Source organism: Timonella senegalensis JC301 (genome assembly GCF_000312125.1).
Lineage (GTDB): Bacteria > Actinomycetota > Actinomycetes > Actinomycetales > Cellulomonadaceae > Timonella > Timonella senegalensis.
In genome coordinates, this window is sequence record NZ_HE978641.1 from 565,059 (window position 1) to 585,685 (window position 20,627).

The 20,627-nt window shown below is 61.7% G+C and carries 16 protein-coding genes and 1 tRNA gene; 9 read left to right on the forward strand and 8 right to left on the reverse strand.

Annotation, left to right across the window (positions count from 1 at the left end):
- Positions 1–89: 89 nt before the first annotated feature.
- A complete protein-coding gene (locus HGSM_RS02440) occupies positions 90–2,393 on the reverse strand; it encodes a hypothetical protein (protein ID WP_019147150.1) in 2,304 nt (767 codons plus the stop codon).
- Positions 2,394–2,824: 431 nt separating this feature from the next.
- Positions 2,825–2,907 (reverse strand) — tRNA-Leu (locus tag HGSM_RS02445).
- A gap of 228 nt (positions 2,908–3,135) precedes the next feature.
- Here HGSM_RS02445 and HGSM_RS02450 point away from each other — a divergent pair.
- The 7 genes from HGSM_RS02450 to pknB are packed head-to-tail and all read left to right on the forward strand — an operon-like array spanning position 3,136 to position 12,830.
- On the forward strand, positions 3,136–3,852 hold the full coding sequence (locus HGSM_RS02450; protein WP_019147151.1) for an FhaA domain-containing protein: 717 nt from the start codon (positions 3,136–3,138) through the stop codon (positions 3,850–3,852).
- 10 nt (positions 3,853–3,862) lie between these two features.
- Complete coding sequence (locus HGSM_RS02455; RefSeq protein WP_040594519.1) at positions 3,863–4,336, forward strand: FHA domain-containing protein FhaB/FipA; 474 nt, start codon at positions 3,863–3,865, stop codon at positions 4,334–4,336.
- 4 nt (positions 4,337–4,340) lie between these two features.
- Positions 4,341–5,927 (forward strand): PP2C family protein-serine/threonine phosphatase, encoded by a 1,587-nt coding sequence (locus tag HGSM_RS02460; protein WP_019147153.1) that lies wholly within the window; start codon positions 4,341–4,343, stop codon positions 5,925–5,927.
- A gap of 3 nt (positions 5,928–5,930) precedes the next feature.
- A complete protein-coding gene (locus tag HGSM_RS02465) occupies positions 5,931–7,646 on the forward strand; it encodes an FtsW/RodA/SpoVE family cell cycle protein (RefSeq protein WP_019147154.1) in 1,716 nt (571 codons plus the stop codon).
- Positions 7,643–9,094 carry a peptidoglycan D,D-transpeptidase FtsI family protein gene (locus tag HGSM_RS02470; RefSeq protein ID WP_019147155.1) on the forward strand — a complete coding sequence of 484 codons (1,452 nt, stop codon included), beginning with the start codon at positions 7,643–7,645 and terminating at the stop codon, positions 9,092–9,094. The genes HGSM_RS02465 and HGSM_RS02470 overlap by 4 nt, the downstream gene beginning before the upstream one ends.
- Positions 9,091–10,785 carry a serine/threonine-protein kinase gene (locus HGSM_RS14310; protein WP_019147156.1) on the forward strand — a complete coding sequence of 565 codons (1,695 nt, stop codon included), beginning with the start codon at positions 9,091–9,093 and terminating at the stop codon, positions 10,783–10,785. The genes HGSM_RS02470 and HGSM_RS14310 overlap by 4 nt, the downstream gene beginning before the upstream one ends.
- On the forward strand, positions 10,779–12,830 hold the full coding sequence (gene pknB / locus HGSM_RS02480) for a Stk1 family PASTA domain-containing Ser/Thr kinase (RefSeq protein WP_019147157.1): 2,052 nt from the start codon (positions 10,779–10,781) through the stop codon (positions 12,828–12,830). Before HGSM_RS14310 ends, pknB begins: the two co-directional genes overlap by 7 nt.
- 311 nt (positions 12,831–13,141) lie before the next feature.
- On the opposite strand, the gene HGSM_RS02485 is transcribed toward pknB, so the two are convergent.
- A complete protein-coding gene (locus HGSM_RS02485; RefSeq protein WP_040594522.1) occupies positions 13,142–13,777 on the reverse strand; it encodes an anthranilate synthase component II in 636 nt (211 codons plus the stop codon).
- A gap of 80 nt (positions 13,778–13,857) precedes the next feature.
- Entirely contained in the window at positions 13,858–14,610 is a 753-nt protein-coding gene (locus tag HGSM_RS02490) for a DUF881 domain-containing protein (RefSeq protein ID WP_040594253.1), read from the reverse strand.
- An 86-nt stretch (positions 14,611–14,696) separates the two neighbouring features.
- Here HGSM_RS02490 and HGSM_RS02495 point away from each other — a divergent pair, with 86 nt between their 5' ends.
- Positions 14,697–14,966: a cell division protein CrgA gene (locus HGSM_RS02495; protein ID WP_019147160.1), complete on the forward strand. Its 270-nt coding sequence runs from the start codon at positions 14,697–14,699 to the stop codon at positions 14,964–14,966.
- 495 nt (positions 14,967–15,461) lie between these two features.
- Here the strand turns inward: HGSM_RS02495 and HGSM_RS02500 are convergent, their stop codons facing one another.
- Both HGSM_RS02500 and HGSM_RS02505 read right to left on the reverse strand, forming a co-directional pair.
- Positions 15,462–16,361, reverse strand: a complete 900-nt coding sequence (locus HGSM_RS02500; RefSeq protein ID WP_019147161.1) for a rhomboid family intramembrane serine protease — start codon at positions 16,359–16,361, stop codon at positions 15,462–15,464.
- 128 nt (positions 16,362–16,489) lie between these two features.
- Positions 16,490–17,029, reverse strand: a complete 540-nt coding sequence (locus tag HGSM_RS02505) for a peptidylprolyl isomerase (protein ID WP_019147162.1) — start codon at positions 17,027–17,029, stop codon at positions 16,490–16,492.
- Positions 17,030–17,298: 269 nt separating this feature from the next.
- Between HGSM_RS02505 and HGSM_RS13530 the strand changes: the two genes are divergently transcribed.
- Entirely contained in the window at positions 17,299–18,483 is a 1,185-nt protein-coding gene (locus tag HGSM_RS13530) for a hypothetical protein (RefSeq protein ID WP_154646214.1), read from the forward strand.
- A 149-nt stretch (positions 18,484–18,632) separates the two neighbouring features.
- Here HGSM_RS13530 and HGSM_RS02515 read toward each other — a convergent pair whose 3' ends face one another.
- Both HGSM_RS02515 and HGSM_RS02520 read right to left on the reverse strand, forming a co-directional pair.
- The gene (locus tag HGSM_RS02515; protein WP_019147164.1) at positions 18,633–19,664 is read right to left on the reverse strand and encodes a hypothetical protein; all 1,032 of its coding nucleotides are present in this window, start codon (positions 19,662–19,664) and stop codon (positions 18,633–18,635) included.
- A 278-nt stretch (positions 19,665–19,942) separates the two neighbouring features.
- Positions 19,943–20,569 (reverse strand): LysE/ArgO family amino acid transporter, encoded by a 627-nt coding sequence (locus tag HGSM_RS02520; RefSeq protein WP_019147165.1) that lies wholly within the window; start codon positions 20,567–20,569, stop codon positions 19,943–19,945.
- Positions 20,570–20,627: the final 58 nt, after the last annotated feature.

A 20,627-nucleotide genomic window follows, 5' to 3' on the forward strand; every position in this document is an offset into this window, starting at 1 on the left:
AACACGCTGCTCCCTTCCGTTCTACATCTCCTGTGCCGGAAACCGAAGAGGAAGGCGGAGTGAGGTTTCCTACTTTCGCAGCGTTGGGCTCAGCTGAGCGTGAGTCCGTCCCGCGTGCGGCTTACCGAAATCCTCCACTGCTTCTCTGCGTCTAGGACCTGCGTGTTCGTAACTATTGGCGCGGGGTTTGAGGCGGACGTGAAGCGATTTACGTCTTCGTAGCTGTAGGTCAGTTCGTACTCACCCTTGAAAGTCAGCACGGAGCCATCCCCTTCGACAACATACCGATAGGAAAGCAGGTTCCACTCAAAGTCGGTGATCCGTTCGGCCTTGACTGGGAGTTCCGCAGCTAGGTTAGGGCATTCGCGGCCCGCCAACTCCTTGAGGCAGGTGTTGATAAATCCATCCGCAAGTTCGGAGGCATCAGCCAAGAGTGCGCCAGTGGTTGACTCGGAGAAGCCAATCTCCGCTGGCTTCTCCCCTTCCTGTGCGCGCACCTCAATGGACTGCCCATCGCCAAAGCTGAAGTAGCGTTCCTTGGTTGGCGGCGTGAACACGTAGGTGCCGGGCAGCGCCCACAGTGCGATCTCTGGCTTGGCAGTGATCGCTGGGCCGAGCGCGGCAGAGTTCACTTGGAGCTCGGACACGGAAACATTGCTCGAACGGGTTTCCAGAGAAACCCTGACCTCGCGTTCCAGACCGGAGGTGATCCGCCACTCGGTCCTGAGACCGAGTGGTCCCGCATGCTGCCTCTCCAACGAGATCATGCGTGTGAAGGGCTCGCGGTTCTGCAGTCCGGACACAGCGACGATTGCAGCGTTGTCCTTCTCCCGAACTACCTTGTATTCGAGTTCCGCCGGCTTGCTTTCGGCGTCTAGGTACGCACCAGCAGGCAACCAGCTTTCGCCAGCCCTGGCACCGGCCATCATCGACATGGCGGTCTCACCGTCGCCCGCCTCGACCGCGTCAACGTAACTCGCAACGCCGTCAGTCAGGCTCTCCGAGCTAAGCGGTCCCAGCCAGATGAGCGCAGCAACCCCCGCGAGCGCGGCAAGACCAGCAAGTAAGAAAGGGGAGCGAACGCGCTTCCGAGTACGCCCCGATTCGACCGCGCGACTTGCCTCCCACACGGCGCCGGGCGTCGCCGTGTGGTCGGGTTCGGACGCGCTGGCTGCGTGGGGAGGCGTGAACGTCGCCGACCGCGCTGGACTTGCTGGCTGTGTTGGCTTAGCTGGCTGCGTTGGCGCCTCGGTGCGGACAGTAACGGCTACTTGTGCAGGTGCGCTTGCGTGAGTGGGTGCGCTTGCTTGCTTGGGCGCGAACTGCTGCGCCGCTACTTCTGTTTGCACCTGCACGGGTTGCTGCTCTGGCATCGATTGCTGAACGGGAGCGGCCAGAGAGGGGTTGGCGACTGCAGCCACCACCTCCTCCCGTGCGGCGGCTCCCCCACGAGTAGGCAGTCCTGCGCTCTGACCCGGGGTGAGCACCTCAAGCGCCGTCTGGGCCGCCGGGTTCGCTGATCCACCTGAGGCCGCTTGGCTACCTGGGCCCGCCGAACTCGGCTGGGAGTTGGGTACTTGTTGGGAGGCTCCGGGCTGCGCAACGGTGGGCTGGGGTCCAGCCCCGTGCTCTACCGTTGCCTCTACCCGCCTCCCGCTTGGATCCGCCAGCGCACCGGCTGGAGAGGCCTCGGTTTGGGCTACAGCACGCGCGGGTGAGGAAGGGGGCACCGGTGGCGCAAATGCTGGCCGGGGCGCCTCACGGCTCGCTAATGCCGCTCGCACGGCAACACGGTCCTGCGAGCCGTCCGAGCGAGATACGCCGACCGAGGGCGCGGTGCGCGAGCCCGGTAACGAGCTGACAAGCCGAACCGTGTCTTCCACCGGCAGCGAGTCGTGTTGGTATTGGAGTGCGACGTGCCCGCTTGAGCCAAACTGCTTGCGTGCAGTAACTCCTGCACTTTGCGGCGTGTGGGCCGTGCCGCTCACGGGTGACGCCATGTCCCGACCCCCTCGCAGCTGATCCGGCTCGGCCACCGGAACAGGACTCGACCCACGCACAGGTTCCCATGATGCCTGCACCGCGGGTGCTGCCTGCACCGCGGGTGCTGCCTGTGCCGCTGGCGCTGGCTCTGGCTCCGGTAGCGGAACCGGTGCCAGCGGCGCCTGCGAAACCATCGAGGGGTCTGGCGCCCACGGGTTGTAGTTTTCCTCGTTGCGCCGCAACGCCTCGATGGTCATGTGCCTACGCGCAATCGTTGATTCGTCGATCGCGTCCACGTCGAATGCAGCCGTGCGGGTGTAGCCAGCAACCCGTGCCCTTCCAGTGGATCGACTGGTGGCGTTCGGCTGCTGTGAGTTTGTGTTGTGCGAATTAGTGACGAGGTCAGTCACGGTGGCTCCGGGTGCTGAGTGGCGATGCGTGTCACTGTGCGCGTGACTCATCGTTTAGGGTGCCCGGCTCGATGCCCTCAACTCAAGGATTTCCGATGGTGCGGGCAGTTCCACCCATAACAACTGGCCCGAATTCGCCAATATCGGACGCCCGCTCGCTCACCGTTGTAGCGTTGCGCCCCGATGCGCGGTGTGTTCCAGCCGCCCCAAAAACCTCCGCCACAGCGGACTGTGTGATTATCGACGATCGTGCCCCACTCCCCAGCCCCACCCCCGCCGCGTTGGTGGCCCGATATGCGTCCACCCGCCATCCCGGGCGTCAAAGGCCTTCGGAGCGGGGCCACGGGGTGTTGCGTTAGCGCACCCACCACATGCCCTGGACCTGCGGAAACGAAAAAGACCCCGGTCCAAAGGACCGGGGTCTTGTCTTGTGCGTGTGGGGGGACTTGAACCCCCACGCCCTTGCGGGCACTGGCACCTGAAGCCAGCGCGTCTGCCATTCCGCCACACACGCGAACGGAAGAAACTCTATCACGCAAAAGTTCCACAAATTGCCACGAGTTGCTTCACTGCGGCACAGATAACATTGCAAGTGGCGTCTCATCGCCACACCGCGGTTTGGAATCGGCCTAATTACGGCTAACAACGTAGGCTTACATCACGTGTAACTGTGCACCCGTCACATAAGTAAGGGTGATGGAAGCCACAGGCCGCGGGCAATTTTTCAGTGAAAGGAGGTTCCGTGGGTTTCCTGGATAAGTTCGAGCAGGGCGTTGAGCGCGCTGTGAACAACACATTCTCAAAGGTGTTCCGTAGTGAGATCAAGCCGGTAGACCTTGCAAGCGCTCTTCGCCGTGAGGTTGATGATCGCGCAGCGGTGGTTGACCGCACACGAACCGTAGTACCCAACGACTTCACCATTGAGTTGTCCGCTGCGGACTTCACACAGATTGAGAGTTGGGGCGCTGAAACGCTCGCGGACGAGTTGGCAATCAACGTGACCGAGTATGCGGGCACACAGCACTATGGGTTTGTTGGCCCTGTTGTGGTCAGCTTTGAGCTCGTGGACACATTGGATGCCGGTCGGTTCCAGATTCGTTCGTCGTCGGTGCGCGGAAATGTTGCGCCGGCAACGTCGACGTCCCCTAGTTCCCGCCACCCGCTCTTGGATATCGATGGGCAGCGATATCTCTTGACTGGGCCTGTCACGGTTATCGGCCGCGGCACTGAAGCAGACATCGTGGTTGATGATCCTGGTGTTTCGCGCAAGCACCTCGAGATCAAGGTGACTCCAAACGGTGTTGTTGCTCGGGACCTTGGCTCTACTAATGGCCTTTACGTGGAGGGACATCAGGTCCCTGCCGCAACTCTGCTCGATGGAAACTCGCTGACTATTGGCCGTACCAGGATCATGTTCTGGACTGGTGTTGCCGATGATAGTCAGCGTGGAGATTGGTGACCGCAACAATATGAGTGCACTGGCGATGACCCTGCTACGGCTGGGCTTTCTTTTCCTGCTGTGGGCCTTCGTCTACTTTGTTGTTCGTGTCATGAGGAGCGATCTGTATGGAACGCGAATCACCAGTACCGCTAGTGTCCAAGCGCCCGCGCAACCTCGCGAGGCGATCGAGCATGGTGCGCCGACGTCTTCACGCCCAAGCCGACTTGTAGTCATCGAGGGGAGCCTTACTGGAACACAGATCCCGCTCGCGTCTTCTGCGATCTTGATCGGGCGTTCGCCCAGTTGCACGCTGGTTCTCGACGATGACTACTCGTCTTCCCGCCATGCTCGGATTTTCCCGCAGGCTGACCTTTGGATGGTTGAGGATCTTGACTCAACCAACGGAACTTTTGTTGACGGAGAGCGCATTTTCCAGCCAACTCCGGTTCCCATAGGTGTGACTGTTCGGGTGGGCCAGAGCATCTTCGAACTGCAACGGTGACCTTGTGACTATCGCATTACGCTTTTCGACTCGTTCCGACGTGGGTTTGGTTCGTGCGAACAACCAAGACTCCGCGTTTGCGGGTGAGCAACTTCTGCTCGTTGCAGACGGCATGGGCGGCCATGCCGGTGGCGATGTAGCGTCTGCGCTGTGCACGGCGTCGATTGCTCCGCTCAATAACGAGAAGTTCACTACCAGCGACATGCTCGAGCGTCTCGGTGACGCCATTGAGCGTGCTCGTATCGAGTTGGTGCGAGAGGCCCGCGCCAATCTTCCGCTTGCTGGCATGGGTACCACGGTGACTGGCCTGCTGTTGTGCGAGAACAAGCTCGCTATGGCGCACATGGGCGACTCGCGCGGTTATCTCCTTCGTGACGGCAAGCTGTCTCAGGTCACCAAGGATCACACGTTCGTTCAGCACCTGGTTGATACCGGGAAGATCACCACGGACGAGGCTGAGACCCACCCGCAGCGTTCGGTTGTCATGCGCGTGCTCGGCGACTTTGAGCTTGATTTGGTCCCGGATCTGTCGATCCGAGAGGCCCGCCCCGGGGATCGTTGGCTGCTCTGCTCCGACGGACTCTCTGGCTTTGTTCGATTTGAGACAATCGAGCAGACTCTGCGCGACGTTGCAGATCTCGAGTTGTGCAGTGAGTATTTGATTCAGCTTGCGCTGCGTGGCGGCGGCTCGGACAACATCACCTGCGTGGTTGCCGATGTATACGACACCGAGGCCGACCACACTCCCGCGGTTCCGGTGGAGCGCACTCCTATCATTGCGACTTCCGTGGGTTCGGTTGCCTACGGTGACAACATCCCTGAAGCCCTCGACGCGACGGGCATCGGAGCAGCGTCAGCCAAGCTTCTGCGCTCCGCACATGAGCGGGTCGAGAAGGTGATCGCTGACGCAATCACGGTGAAGAACGGCGGCACTATCGCCGAGCCTGAGCCCCACACTGGAAGCCTTGAGATTGCTGCTGCCTCTGCTCTTCAGGATTCTTCTAGCTCCTCGAGCAGCACGAGCGCGGCCAGCCCAACCGAGGCCGCTGGCCCAGCGGCGGGAGTAGCTGCCCCCATCAACGATGACGATGATGCCCCCATTCAGGTTGTGCCCGAGAAATCTCGCGCGCGGCGTGTGGGGCGTGCGCTCGTCAACACCCTCCTCATCATGATTCTGGTTGGAGCAGGCGGCTTCGGTGCCTACAAGTGGGGCACCCAGCAGTACTTTGTTGGCGTCCACGACGGCAAGATCGCCATCTTCAACGGCTTCCCTCAGTCGGTTGGCCCCGTTCACTTGTCGTCCACGGTCGAGGTGTCGGATCTCGACCCCAACGACCTTGAACCATTCGCCGCAAACCAGGTGTACGCGACGATCCGTGCATCTTCCCTCGATGACGCGCGCGCTCGCGTGGCCACCTTGGAGAACGACATCGCGCAGGCCAAGGCCGAGCAACCCACGGCCCCGCCAACCACCGAACCAACCACCGAACCAGCAGCCGAGCCGTCCAAGGACGCCACCGAACAGCCAACTGAAGAACCCACCGAAACTCCTAAGGAAACGAAAAGCTCAAAGTCGTCGAGCGGAAACTAACTCATGACTAAAGGCTCAACCCCAACCGTGCGGACCCGCCGCGGCAGCGAACTGTTATTGATTTTGTTCGCGCTGCTCGTGGGCATGTTTGCGTACGCGAATGTTGGTTTGGCAGTGAACGATTCCCTGCCCACGAACTTCTACGTTCTGACCGTTTCCATGGCCGTTATCGCCATCGTGGTTCACCTGATTGTGCGCCGGTTCGCCCCGTACGCCGACCCTCTTCTCATCCCGATAGCGTTGTTCCTCAACTGCATCGGGCTCGCCATGATTTACCGCATTGACCTGGGCTCGGACACCAATCTGGCCAGCAAGCAGCTCATGTGGACCGCCGTTGGGGTGGCCGCTGCGTGCCTTGTCTTGTTCTTCATCAAGGATCACCGCATCCTGCGCCGGTACTCGTACGTCTCGATGATCGTGGGCCTCCTGCTCGCGGTGTCCCCGCTGTTGCCGGGGATCGGCCACTCGATGCACGGCGCGAACATCTGGATCAAGCTCGGCCCGTTCTCGCTGCAGCCCGCTGAACTCTCCAAGATCTTCCTTGCGATCTTCTTTGCCGCCTATCTGGTGGACAACCGCGACCGGCTCGCTTTTGGTGGGCCCAAGTTCATGGGTCTGCACCTTCCGCGCATGCGCGATTTCGGACCCATCATTCTGGTGTGGATCGCCTCGCTCCTCATCCTGATTTCTCAGCGCGATCTGGGTACGTCCCTCCTCTTCTTCGGCCTGTTCGTTGCAATGCTCTACCTGGCTACCGAGCGGACCAGCTGGATCGTCATCGGCGGACTCATGTTTGCCGCTGGCGTCGGCCTGGTGGTCTCCAAGTTTGCGCACGTTCAGCAGCGCTTTGACGGCTGGCTGCACGCCATGGACTCGGACGTTTACGACCGGGTCGGCGGGTCGTACCAGTTGGTCCAGGGCATGTTCGGCATGGCGTCCGGAGGCCTGTTCGGCACCGGGTGGGGCCAGGGCCGTCCGTTTGTGACGTTCTCCTACTCCGACTTCATCTTCCCCTCCCTAGGCGAGGAACTCGGGCTGGTCGGACTGTTCGCCATCCTGACCGCGTACATGCTGTTTGTACAGCGTGGCTTCCGCATCGCGATCAGCACCCGCGACGGGTTTGGAAAGCTCCTTGCCGGCGGTCTCGCGTTCGTGATTGCGTGGCAGTGCTTCGTGGTCATCGGCGGCGTCACACGCCTCATCCCGCTCACAGGTCTGACCACACCGTTCCTCGCGTACGGTGGTTCGTCTCTGCTTGCCAACTGGATCATCGTGGGAATCCTACTGCGTATCTCGGATAACGCCCGCAGGCCTGTCCCGCTGCCACTTCGTGGCGCGAGCACCGCGACCCCCGATGAGTCCGGCCCCAACCTGCCCGTGCGCCGCACGTCCGCTCGCGCGGCCGTGGCCGCGCACTCCAACGCCTCGGCCAAGGAGCTCGACACTGCCGGCCACGACTGGGCTGTCGCCCAGGACGCCCAGCACACTCAGGTCGTCTCCCGTGAAGCCATCGACTTCCCCACGGACGTGGTCCGTCAGCTTGATGCTGAGTCGGCAGAAAACCAGATTCTCGACGATTCACGTGATTCCAGCCCCCTGCCACCTGCCATAACCCCCGACGCAAGACGCAGTGCCTACCCAGGTCAATCGTCGATAATCCACACCGGCGCGGTACCGCCGCCGCCCTTGCCAGATCACAACGAGGAGGAGCGCCCATGAATAAGCCGCTGAGGCGCCTCTCCGTCATCGTGTTGCTGATGTTTGTGGCGCTGTTTGCGTCGAGCACGTGGATCTCGTTTGTGAAGGCTCCCGAGTTGAACGCGGACTCGCGCAATACGCGCACGCTGTACCGCGAGTTCGGAACGAACCGCGGTGCGCTCATTGTGGACGGTAACGAGATCACCACGTCCGTGCCCATCAAATCAGCGTTCAAGTACCAGCGCGAGTACTCCGACGGGTCGCTGTTTGCGCCGGTCACAGGGTTCTACTCGATCGTCTATGGGCGCACGGGGATGGAGAAGGCCGCCAACGAATACCTGAACGGCACCTCCGATTCGCTGTGGCTGAACCGACTCGAGCACCTGATCACGGGTGCAGACCCGCAGGGTTCGTCCGTGGAACTCACCCTCAACAAGAAGGCGCAGGAGGCTGCTTACAAGGCGCTCGGTGACCAGCGTGGTGCTGCGGTCGCGATCGACCCCAAGACCGGCGCGATCTTGGCGCTCGTGTCCACGCCATCGTTCGACCCGAACCTGCTCGCAGGACATAAGTCGTCCGAGGTTATCTCCGCCTACAAGGAGCTTTCCGGGGACCCCAGCAAGCCTCTGGTGAACCGCGCGATTGCGGGCGACACCTACCCTCCGGGATCAGTGTTCAAGCTGATCACGGCCGCCGCGGCGCTCGAAGACGGCATGTCCGCAGACGACATCATCGACGCCCCGCGCCAGTACGAACTGCCGGGCACCTCCACCAAGCTCAACAACTTTGGCGGGTCGGCGTGCTCGGCCACGGGCAAGCAGTCGCTCGCGGACGCACTCCGCGTCTCCTGCAACACCGCGTTTGCGATCCTCGGTAACGAACTTGGCGAGGCCAAGATTGCGGAGCAGGCCGAGGCCTTCGGGTTCGGCGAGGCACTCCAGATCCCCCTTGGCGTGACCGCGAGCCGCTTCCCCACCGGCCAGAACGACGCGGCAGTGGCGCTCTCTGCGATCGGCCAGCAGGACGTGCGTGTAACGCCACTGCAGGTCGCAATGATCTCCGCAGCCATTGCGAATGACGGCCAGCTCATGGAGCCATACCTCATTGAGAAGGTCCGGACTCCTGACCTTGCCGTGGTCTCCGAGACCAAGCCGGACACCCTGAGCAACCCCATTTCCAAGAGCACCGCGGACCAGCTGACCGAGATGATGATCGGAGTTGTCGAGCGCGGTACAGGCGTTGCTGCGCAGATCTCTGGCGTAGAGGTCGCGGGCAAGTCTGGCACCGCAGAGACTGGCAACAACAAGTCCCAGCACGCTTGGTTCACCGCGTTCGCACCCGCCAACGACCCGGAAATCGCGGTCGCAGTAATCGTTGAGAACGGCGGAAACGCAGGTTCGGAAGCAACCGGTGGAAGCGTCGCTGCACCCATTGCCCGCGCGATCATTCAGGCGGTGTTGAGCAAGTGAAGCCACAGCCAGGCCTAGCCCTAGGAGGCCGCTACCGGCTCATCCGCCAGATCGCCGTGGGCGGCATGGGCGAGGTGTGGGTTGCCAAGGACGAGTCGCTCGCGCGGGACATCGCGATCAAGGTGCTGAAGGAAGAGTTCGTAGGGAACTCCGACTTCCTCAACCGCTTCCGCGTCGAGGCGCGCAACGCTGCATCCCTGTCCCATGCCCACATCGCTCAGCTTTACGACTATGGCGAGCAGGACGGCTCCGCGTACCTTGTTATGGAGCTGGTCAATGGCGAGCCCATGTCTGACCTGCTCGAACGCGAGCCGGTGCTGCCCATGGGCAAGCTGCTGACGATCCTCGCGCAGACGGCACGCGCGCTGCACGCCGCGCATGTTGGCGGGGTCGTGCATCGCGACATCAAGCCGGGCAACATCATCATCGAGCACACCGGTGACGTAAAAATCACCGACTTCGGTGTCTCGCTCGCCGCGAACCAGGTTCCCATGACCGCCGCGGGAATGGTCATGGGCACGGCCCAATACCTCTCCCCCGAGCAGGCGGTCGGGCGCGCGGCCACTGGGGCATCCGATATCTATGCTCTGGGCATCGTGGCGTACGAGGGTGTGGCCGGCAACCGCCCCTTCACGGGAAAGACTCCCGTGGACATCGCAGTTGCTCACGTCAACGAGCCCGTTCCTCCCCTGCCCAAGAACACCGATCCAGAGTTCTCGGCGCTGGTGATGCGCATGCTCGCCAAGAATCCCCTTGAACGTCCGCGTAGCGCAGCCGCGCTCGCACACACCTTTGAGTCGCTCTCCCAGAAGATCGCACAGGACCCTTGGCCAGGTATCCCCCACGGTGGGGCAGCTGGTGCGCGTGCGGCTGGATCGACTCAAAATGCGTCCGGGGCAGGTCGCTCCGCCGGCTCCCCCGGTTCGAATGGATCCCGTCCGTATGGTTCAAGCGGTTCCGCCGGCTCGGGCGGGCTGGGCGGTTCAGGGAATGGTGGCTCTGGGGTTGGTGGCAACTCCGGGTCGATGCGGAGCTCCGTCGCTCCTGGGCGTGGCCTCGGAGCGGGAAATCTGCCGGGACCTGGCAACGCCTTGGCGGCAGGCAAGAGCGTGTCGATCGAGGATAACGGGCCACGTATCGGCCGCCGCGGCGCGCCACACAGCGGCGCCAGCGGCCAGGTCTCGGGCCAGGGGCCTGCAGTGCCAGCACCACCTGCAACTTATAGCTCGCGTTCCAACGCCGCGTCCGTTCAGGCCTTGCCACCCCGGTCCGGTTCGTCACGCACCACCCCGCACGGCTCACCTCGGACCGCCTCCCAGCGCTCAGGCTCCGGCTACACGGGCCGAACGGGTGCCGGATTTGAACCACCCGCCCCACCAAGCATGGCTAGTTCTCACCACCGGGACTCCGTGGACCGCACAGCGCCCGCGAGCTTCGTGGAGAGAGTCAAGTCACTCGGGGCCTTCACTTTGGCCCTAATTGGGATCATTGCAGCGATTTTGCTTGCCACTCTTGTCAAGGGAATCGTCAGTTCGGAGGCAGCACCCGCAACGCTCGCCTCTGCATGTCCGATTTATTCACCAGTAGAATTCACTGAGGCTCACCTTGCGGTGGGCCATGTGGGAGAATGCCGTGGCGGTTCTCTCTACTTAGATTCCGCCACCCAACTAGTTAAGGACGCGAAGTGGTAAACCCCGTCCCCCGCACTCTTGCGGGCCGATACGAGGTCGGTGAACTCATCGGCCGTGGAGGCATGGCCGAAGTACACATCGGCCACGACAATCGTCTTGGACGAACCGTCGCTATCAAGATTCTGCGTTCCGACTTGGCACGCGATCCGTCTTTCCAAGCACGGTTCCGGCGAGAGGCGCAGGCAGCCGCATCGCTCAATCACCCAGCGATCGTCGCCGTCTACGACACCGGTGAGGACACCTTCACCGAGCCTAGTGGCGCAGTCTCCCACGTCCCGTTCATCGTCATGGAGTACGTAGAGGGCCACACTGTCCGCGACATCCTCCGCGACGGCAGCGCTGTGCCCATTGAGGAAGCGATCGAGATCACCGCGGGCGTGCTGTCCGCGCTCGAATACTCCCACCACGCCGGCATCGTGCACCGTGACATCAAGCCTGCGAACGTGATGCTCACCCCAACGGGCGCGGTCAAGGTCATGGACTTCGGAATCGCGCGCGCAGTCGCCGACTCCGCAGCCACCATGACGCAAACCCACTCCGTCATCGGAACCGCCCAGTACCTCTCCCCGGAGCAGGCACGCGGCGAGACCGTGGACGCACGTTCCGACCTGTACTCCACCGGATGCCTGCTCTTCGAACTGCTGACCGGACGCCCGCCATTCATTGGCGATTCCCCAGTGGCGGTTGCGTACCAGCACGTCCGCGAGCTGCCAGCAACGCCGAGCACCCTCGCACCGGACGTTCCACAGGTACTTGACCAGATCACTCACAAGGCACTGGCCAAGGACAAGAACGACCGGTACTCCAATGCTGCCGAGTTCCGCGCAGCACTCGAGGCGGCCGCTCGCGGCGAAACCACTGCGGCGACCATGGCGTACTCCCCGGTTCCAGTACCTCCATCCGACCCGGGCGCGACCCAAATCATTCCGCAGCACAACTCACCTGCCACCCAGGCAGTTCCGTCCTACGCCGGTGCGGCCGGTGCTCCCGTGTCCCACTCGCCAATGCCATGGGACGACTCGGAGGGCGGCTACGGTCAGCTTCAGCAAGAAGAGGAAGAAGAGTCCTCCAGCAAGAAGAAGCTGATCTGGACACTCGTAACCATTGGCGCCGTCGCAATTCTCGCGATCATCGCGATGATGCTGCTCAACGGTGACAAGGAACCACCTTCGGCGAACTTCCCAGACCTCACGGGACTCACCCAAGAGGCTGCTGTGACCAAGCTTAAGGCCGATGGGTTCACTGCGACTCCGAAAATTAGCCAGGAGCGCAACGACACCATCCCCGAGGGCGAGTTCGTCTCCGCGAACCACGAGGCCGGCACGCTCGTCCCAATCACCTCGGCAATCGAGTTGGTCTTCTCCACCGGCCCCAATGCCACAACGGTTCCCGACGTAAACGGCATGACCCAGTCTGAGGCTCAGGCGGCCATCAAGAAGGCCAAACTGACGGTTGGTGAGATCAAGAGCGAGCACGTGCCAAACAAGGCTGAGGGCGAGGCCGTGCGCACGGACCCCGAGGCCGATGAGGAAGTCGCGGTTAATACCCCCGTGACCCTCTACATTGCTACGGGCCTGGTTGACCTACCTGACCTTCGTGGTAAGTCCATGGACGAGGCCAAGGATATCCTCAGCAAGCTCCGACTCAACGTCATCATTGGTGACAAGATCACCGGAGAATCCGACTACGAGGTTGGCCAAGTTGGAGAGCAGAGCCCCGCTGGCGGTCTGGTGAAGACCGACAGTACCGTAACGATCCGCGAGGTTGCGACGCCGGAGGAGGGCCAAGCCCAAAAGGTTCTGGTTCCGAACGTCATCAACCAGCAGCTCGAGGTGGCCAAGTCGATGATCGCCGCAGAGGGTCTTATCGTCAACGGCGTGACTGAGCGTAGCGACGACACCGTCCCCGCTGGAAGCGTCATCGAGGTGAACCCAGGCGTTGGAACCGAACTCGACACCGGCCAAACGGTCACCCTCGTGGTCTCGACTGGACCGGCCGCGCCAACAGATCCAGAGACTGACCCAAGCGAAGACAACGAGGGCTAGCCGGCCCTCCGCCGGACACGCTTGATAGCACACGCTTGAAAGCGCACTAGGTAGCTAAGGGGCGTCGCACTCACTGTGAGTGCGACGCCCCTTAGCTTTGCCGTGGTGCGGCTCTCGGCCGTCTAATCACGACCACCTTGTTACCGCACCGCCTCGTCACGCACCGCGCTGGGACGGAGCCTTGCGCTGGGAGGTGCCCACGATCGTCGAAAATAAAACCGAGATCCTACTTGCACCAATGAGTTCCTAGCTATCAGCTAGGAACTCACCGCCGCAACTAGGATCTCGGCGAAAAAAGTTGGAGAGGGGCGCTACTTGCGGAACAGCGGGGCCAGCCCCGCGGACTTCGCTACGGCCTCGGTGGAGCCACAGGCCTCGAGCCAGTTAGCGAACAGCCGGTGGCCGCCCACGGTGAGCACGGACTCGGGGTGGAACTGCACCCCGTAGAGCGGCAGGTCGCGGTGTTTGAGGCCCATGATGATCGGGCCTGCGTCCGAGTCCACGGACGCAGTGACTTCCAGTTCCGCAGGCACGGTGTCGTTCACAACCGCGAGCGAGTGGTAGCGTGTGGCCGTAAACGGCGAGGAAAGCCCGCTAAAGACCCCGTGGGCGTTGTGGGTAACCTGGCTCGTCTTGCCGTGCATGAGCTCGGGAGCGTGCGTTACAACGGCCCCGTAGACCTCTCCGAGCGCCTGGTGGCCGAGGCACACGCCCAGCATGGGCGTTCCGCTGGCCGCGCAGTCGCGAATGACCTGCATGGACTGGCCGGCTTCGGCGGGCGTGCCCGGGCCGGGAGAGATCAGCACACCGTCAAACTCACCGCGCTCTTTAACGGGCGGCACGTGGTCGTTGCGGACAACCACTGTCTCCGCGCCGAGCTCGTTGAGATATCCCACGATCGTGTACACAAACGAGTCGTAGTTGTCGACAACAAGAATCTTGGTCATGACATTCACCTTTGTGGTGCGCGAAGAGGCTGACTGAAAGTTGAGTCCGAGCATACCGCGCGCTCGCGCGGTGGCGTCGACTAGTCCCAGACGTCGGTGCCCTGCGGCACCGTGGCGAACTTCAGGGTCGAGATGTTGGTGGCTGCGGGCATCTCAATGTTGTCCAGCGGCTGAGTGAACCAGCCGAGTCCGACGGCTTGGACGTACTGCTTGTAGGTCGTGATCGCCGGGGACGCATCGAGTGCAGCGGTCAGGGAGTCCAAGTCTCCGATGGCCTCGACCTTGAAGGGAGGCGAGTACACCTGACCGTGCAGGAGCAGAACGTTGCCCACGCACTTGAAGGCGGTGAGCGGGGTGACGCGCTGGCCCTGGAGAGTCATGGATTCGGCCCCGCCCGCCCACAGCGCATTGATGACTGCTTGGAGGTCCTGCTGGTGGACCACGAGGTCGTCGGGGTTCCAGCCCTCAAGGTTCTGAGCCTGAGGTGGTGCGTCGGTGAGGACCACCTGGATTCCGGGGCCCGAAACCGGGGTTAACCCGGTGGAGATTCCGGAGACGAGCTGGATTTCTTTGTCCACGGCGGGCAGGGTGTTGGCCTGTTGTGCGGTGAGTTCGTCGAACTTGGCGCGAAGTGCGTCCGTTCTTTCGGCGAGTTCGTCTTGCCGCTTCATCTCAACGCGCACCAGGTCGCTCAGGTCTTCAGGGTGTCGCCCCGAGTCCTTCTTGGTCAATGCCGCGGAGGCGGAAAACATCATGGCTGAGAGGGCTATGACCACGGCAATCGACAGCACTTGCATCACCTTTGGTCGTCTCTGCTGTGGTGTTTCTGCCATGTTCCAGTCCGTAGAATACTTAATTAACCGCTCAGCCACTAGGCTAGTGCACATCGCTGTGTTTTTACATTGACAGGAGTCGGAAAGTGCCCGAGTCAAAATCTCGCAAGAAGAAGGCCGTCGCATCGAGCGCTGAAGAGGCCAAGACCCCACAGCCTAAGAAGATCGAAGGCAACCCTGCGTGGCTCGTGCCAACCATGGTTACTCTGCTGATCCTCGGAGTTGTATGGGTAGTTGTGTACTACCTGACTTCGTCACGCTGGGGTCTTCCACTGCCTTGGATCGGCCAGTGGAACCTCGCAGTTGGTTTCGCGCTGATGCTCGGTGGGCTTGGTTTGGCTACGCGCTGGCGCTAGTCCCCCCCTGCTTCTCAGAGAGCCCGTTTGCCTGGTGGCAAGCGGGCTCTTTGCGTTCTTTCGTTTCGGAGAGCTGCTAGCCGGGTGGCAAACGGCTGGCTCGCGCTTCCTATCGCCTTCGGCAAGTTGAGCGGTTCGCGCTTAAGAGCACCCTTCGGGTGCTTCTTATTTTCGACGATCGTGGTCCCGACCCAGCGCAGCAACCCATCGCCTCACATACCGCCCCGCCAAAAACACACGAGAGTATTCCTGAGCCCACTCTCGTTGCTGGCGGACGGGCTGGAGGCCGGGCTGGAGGCCGGGCTGGGTGCTGGGCTGGGTGCTGGAGGAGGCTATCGAACAGGCGTTCGCACACAGGGAGTTTTCACAGCTTTGTGCACATGAGATTGCGCGTTTTCAACACTCTCCCCCTGCTTTTCCACATGCACACACCCGCTTATGCACATGTTTATCCACAGGTGTTGATAACTACAGGCGTGTAACTCGCCGAACGCACTACCCAATCCCAAACGAGGACAGAATCGCGTTGAACTGAGCGAACTTCCACAGGGACAATCCCACGAGGATAGCGAACACCAGGACGCTTCCACCGACCGAGTAAAGCATGCGCTTATCCTTGGGCGCGCGCACAAACAGGTAGCCCAGTGCCATACCGGTGATCAGTCCACCAAGGTGACCTTCCCACGACACATTCGGCACGATGAACCCGATCACCAGGTTGATTCCGATGAGGCCGTAGATCGAGCGCATGTCACCGCCAACCTTGCGGATCACAGGAACCAATGCCCCAAACAAGCCGAAGATCGCACCCGAGGCGCCGAGCGTGCCCACGTTCCAGGTCCCCGACTGGATGCTCGAGAACATCAGAACAGAAACGTTTCCGCCGATGGCCGCAAGTAGATACAGAACGATGTAACGCCAGCGGCCCAGCATCGCCTCAAGCTGAGGGCCGATCGCCCAAAGCGCCATCATGTTGAACAGGATGTGGACGAGCCAGCCACCGGAGGCCGCGTGCAAGAACGCGCCGGTGATGAACCGGTAAGGCTCAGCCTGCGCTCGGGACGGAGCAAACACGAGCTCCGAGGTGAACTTGTCCCACCCCAACGCCAACTGGGCAACGAACATGACCACGCAGATACCGATGATCGTCATCGTGACCACGGGCCTGCCGTCCGTGACTTTAGCGCCCGCCATCGTGGTCTTGGCCCGCACGGCACGCGAACCCTCGCGCACGCACTGAGGGCACTGCACGCCAACCGCCGCCTGGTTCGTACACTCAGGGCAGATCGGGTCTCCACAGCGCTGGCAGCGCACGTAGGTGACACGGTCCGGGTGGTTCTTGCACGAAGGCGCCGCGCCAGGCGCTGAACCACTACCAAACTGGGGCATCGACATGGGGTTCCAATCACACAGAAGGCAACAAAGATCGTCGTTAATCAGAAAAACCACCGAGCGCGAACGCGCGGCCACACAAAAAACGAATGGCCGGGCACATAAGTGCCCGGCCATTCACATACTAATGGTCAGTCTTCGATGGTGACCGAGTTGATGACGATGTCCTCAACTGGGCGGTCGCCTGGGCGGGTGCGCGTAGCGGAGATCGCGTCAACCACTGCCTTGGAAGCGTCATCTGCAACCTCACCGAAGATGGTGTGCTTGCCGTTGAGCCAGGTGGTGGCGTCCGTGGTCACGAAGAACTGCGAGCCGTTGGTGCCAGCAGGCTGTCCAGTGATTGGGCTGATGCGCTTACCAGCGTTCGCCATAGCGAGCAGGTAAGGCTTGGAGAACGTGAGTTCGGGGTGGATCTCGTCGTTGAAGGTGTAGCCAGGGCCACCGGTTCCGGTGCCGAGTGGGCAGCCACCCTGAATCATGAAGTTAGGGATGACACGGTGGAAGATCAGTCCGTCGTAGAACGGTGCGTTGCTTTCCTCACCAGTCTTTGGGTCAGTCCACGTCTTGGTTCCCTTAGCGAGACCAGTGAAGTTCTCAACGGTCTTGGGAGCGTGGTTCGGGAACAGTTCGATACGAATGTCACCAGCAGTGGTGTGCAGAGTTGCAAACATGTCCTCATTCTTCCACGAAGTTGCAACCTTTTGACGAGTTAAAGCGTTGAACTGGTTACACGTGCACCGCCAAACTCGCTGGTTGCGGCCTCTTTGGCCGCGCCAAAATCCGCACCTCTGTGGTGAGAACCACCCAGATCTTCGGGGAATGCGACCTTTTGAGCCGAACGCGAGGGAAATACACCACGATCCCGGGTGATTGTTAGTGCAAAGAACCACGCGGAGTGGCAAAGTTAGGAGGAGCACCCATCATTCTTGAGGAGAACTACATGTCTGACACAACCAAGAAGTTCACCAAGCCGGCCGAGAAGATCGATGCTGAGATGCTGAAGGATCAGGCCTCAGAGGTTGCCGCCGCGATCACTGAGGGCGCCGCCCACGCCGGCGAGATCGCTCAAGAGTTCGCAGCTAAGGCAAAGGACGCCTTCGTTGACGCGCGCGACTGGGGCCAGCCCAAGCTCGAGGCCTTCATCGAATGGGCCACGCCAAAGGTAGAGCAAGCCTGGAACGACACCGTCAAGGCGACCGCTCCGAAGGTGGAGAAGGCCGCCGAGAAGGTTGGACCAGCCATCGACACCGCGCACGACAAACTCGTAGATGACCTGCTGCCAAAGCTCGTCACCGCATTCAACGAGGCAGCAGACCGTGCAGGCACAGCCACCGCCGAAACCGTAGCCAAGGCCGCAGACGCAATCGATGGCGACAAGATCAGTGAGACGGTAGAGAAGCTCTCCGCTTCCGCTGCCGCCGCTGCAGGTGCCGCACTCGACACCACCGCTAAGTCCAGCAAGAAGGTCTCCAAGAAGACAGCCAAGCAGGCAGCCAAGTTCGCAGCATCCGTGGAGAAGGCCTCCAAGACCGGAGCAGACAAGCTCGCAGATGCTGCCGCGAAGGCAGACAAGTCATCCAAGAAGTCCGGCAAGGGCTGGCTCATCGCAGGTGGTGTCGCCGCTGCAGGTGGCGCATACGTGCTGTGGCGCCGTTCGCAGCCAACCACCGACCCATGGGCTGAGCCATGGGAGCAGGAGGACCAATCCCTCCGTTTCTCCGACGACGTAGCAGGAACCGTTTCAGGTGCTAGCGCTTCCGCCGCCGCGTTCGCGAGCAACGTGTCCGACACCGCATCCACCGCAGCGGCTCACGCAGCCGACACCGCGCAGGACGCTGCTGACACCGTTACTGAAAAGTTCGACGACGCCAAGGACTCCCTCGCCGACTCGGTGGTGGACATGAAGGAATCACTGGCCGACACCGTCGAGGACGTCAAGGACGCAATCGCGGACAAGACGGAAGACGTCAAGGACGCGGTCAAGAAGACCTCCACTCGAGCTCGCAAGACGGCGGCCTCAGTCAAGGACGCGATCGTTGACGCCGCCGAGGATGCCAAGGACGCTGTGACTGATGCGGTGGACAAGGCGAAGGACGCGGTCGACGATGCCAAGGATGGCAAGTAGCCCTGACTAGTCTCACGTAGACCAGTACGAGAGGAAGGCGGCGACCAACCCAATCGGGTTGGTCGCCGCCTTCCTCTGTATGGGCTCCTCGGCCCCGGGCTCGCCTGTGCGCGCAGGTTTGGACCGGGACCGCAGGGCCTAGCCTGTGTCTAGGCGGCCAGCCAGTGGTCGGTTGCCTCACCGCGCTGGTGCTGCCATTCCTCAGCGCGTCCACCGAGGACCGCGCTGTTACCCACCCAGTAGGTCACATCCGGCGACCATCCTGCGAGCATCGTTGAGCCGCCCATGACCGGGAGCCTGCGAGTGGCGGTTTCAAGGTACGCGGCGGTGGTGAGGTGAACGGCCTCGTAATCCTTGGCGATCAGACCCCAGTGCGGAATGAACCACTCGTCGGTTGCTCCAGTGACGCGGTACCAGTCGTGGAGGCGGGAGCGTGTCATGCGCAGCGGGTAGCGCTCAACGAGGTTGATGTAGTCCTGGGTGTTGGTGATTTCGAGGACCCTGCACGGGCCGATCAAAGTGATTGGGTACGTGACCGCGAACTCGGACTGGATCTGGTCTTCTTGGGTCCACAGTCCGACCGGGCCGAGGCCGTCAATCAGTTGGGTGGTTACCGGAACCGACGGGTGTGAAGGCGTTGACCACCACATGCCCGTGTAGTTGGCGCGGGGGTCCGGGATGAAGTCCTCGGAGTGGCGTTCCTCCGCCATGGCCATCTGATACCACTGACGCACGCCGGCTCCGGCCTGCCAGGCCTCATTCTGATTGAGGTCAATCCCGCCAGCGTCCTGGATTCGGCGCTGGCCGGCGCCCATGGGAGAGGTCCACCAACTTGGGCTAAAGGGCGCGAGGATCGCGGCAAGAGGGCGGAGCGCGGAGATGATCGTGGGCTGTGCGAGGAGCTTGTCCTCGCTGTCTGGCTCCTGCCAGTACATTGCCCGGGCGGTGGATTCTCGAAGAGCTAGGAGGAGCTCGAACTCGTTGGGAGGAGACTGCTCGAGTTGAGCGGTGGCACGCGCGAGCTCTACCACTACCCGCGCGCGATCCCCTGCGGTCAGCTCCGATACGTAGTTCACGTACATGAGCTCTTCGAGTGTCTGGTTTCGGGCACAGGCTAGCTCGAGCAAGAGGCGGCGACCTCTTGGTCCGGACAACAACTGATTGGGGAACAGCCCACTCATCTCAACGACCTTCCTTGGGCTCGGGGGAAGAGCCCTGCATTGCGTGACGTCCCGAGATCCGTGCGGAACTCCGCATGCAATCACGCACGCTGGTGTGCTGGAAACGGCGAGTTTCCATTAGTTCACGTGGTGATGTGCACGGGCCGAAGCGAGACGCAGGTGGCGGCCGGGGGAACGGCCAAATACCAGTGCTTTGCGGCAACACTAGTTTGTTTGGAAGGTGAAATGTTCAAAAAGGAGAGACCTCCCCATCGAGGCCCAGGTGGAGTTGTCACCACCTACTTGCCGTCGACCCCCGCGAGCGGCGCCAGGATAGAGATAGCCAAGGTAACCATGATGATCACGATCGTGGAATCGAGGAACCGCCATGCACCGGGCTTGGCAAAGAACGGCTGGATGAGCCGAGAGCCGAACCCCAGGGATATGAACCACACGAGCGAAGCCGCCATCATGCCCACGCCGAACGTCCACTTGAGGTCCCCGTGGCTGTTGGCCACAGAACCCATGAGAACGATCGTGTCGAGATAGACGTGTGGGTTGAGGTAGGTGACTCCGAGAATCCCGAGCATTGCCGCTCGCAGGGACCCCGATCCCCCGCCGCCTGCAACCATGGCTTCCGGCTTGAGCACTCGCTGGAACGCACCGTACGCGTAGTACAGCAGGAACGCAGAGCCGAACACTCGGAGGAACGTGACGAGCCACGGCACCCGGTCCACGAGCACGCCGAAACCCGCCACGCCCGCCGCGATGAGGAGCGCGTCGCTAATGATGCATACGGCGATGACGGGGAGGACATGCTTCTTGAGCAGGCCTTGGCGCAGGACGTAGATGTTTTGAGCGCCGATCGCCACGATGAGCGAGAGGCCAAAGCCGAATCCGGCGAAGAGTGTGGGGGTGGAGAGCACCCGTTTACAGTAAAGAGCGTGCGAAAATAAAAACAGTTAATGAAACTAAAGATAATGA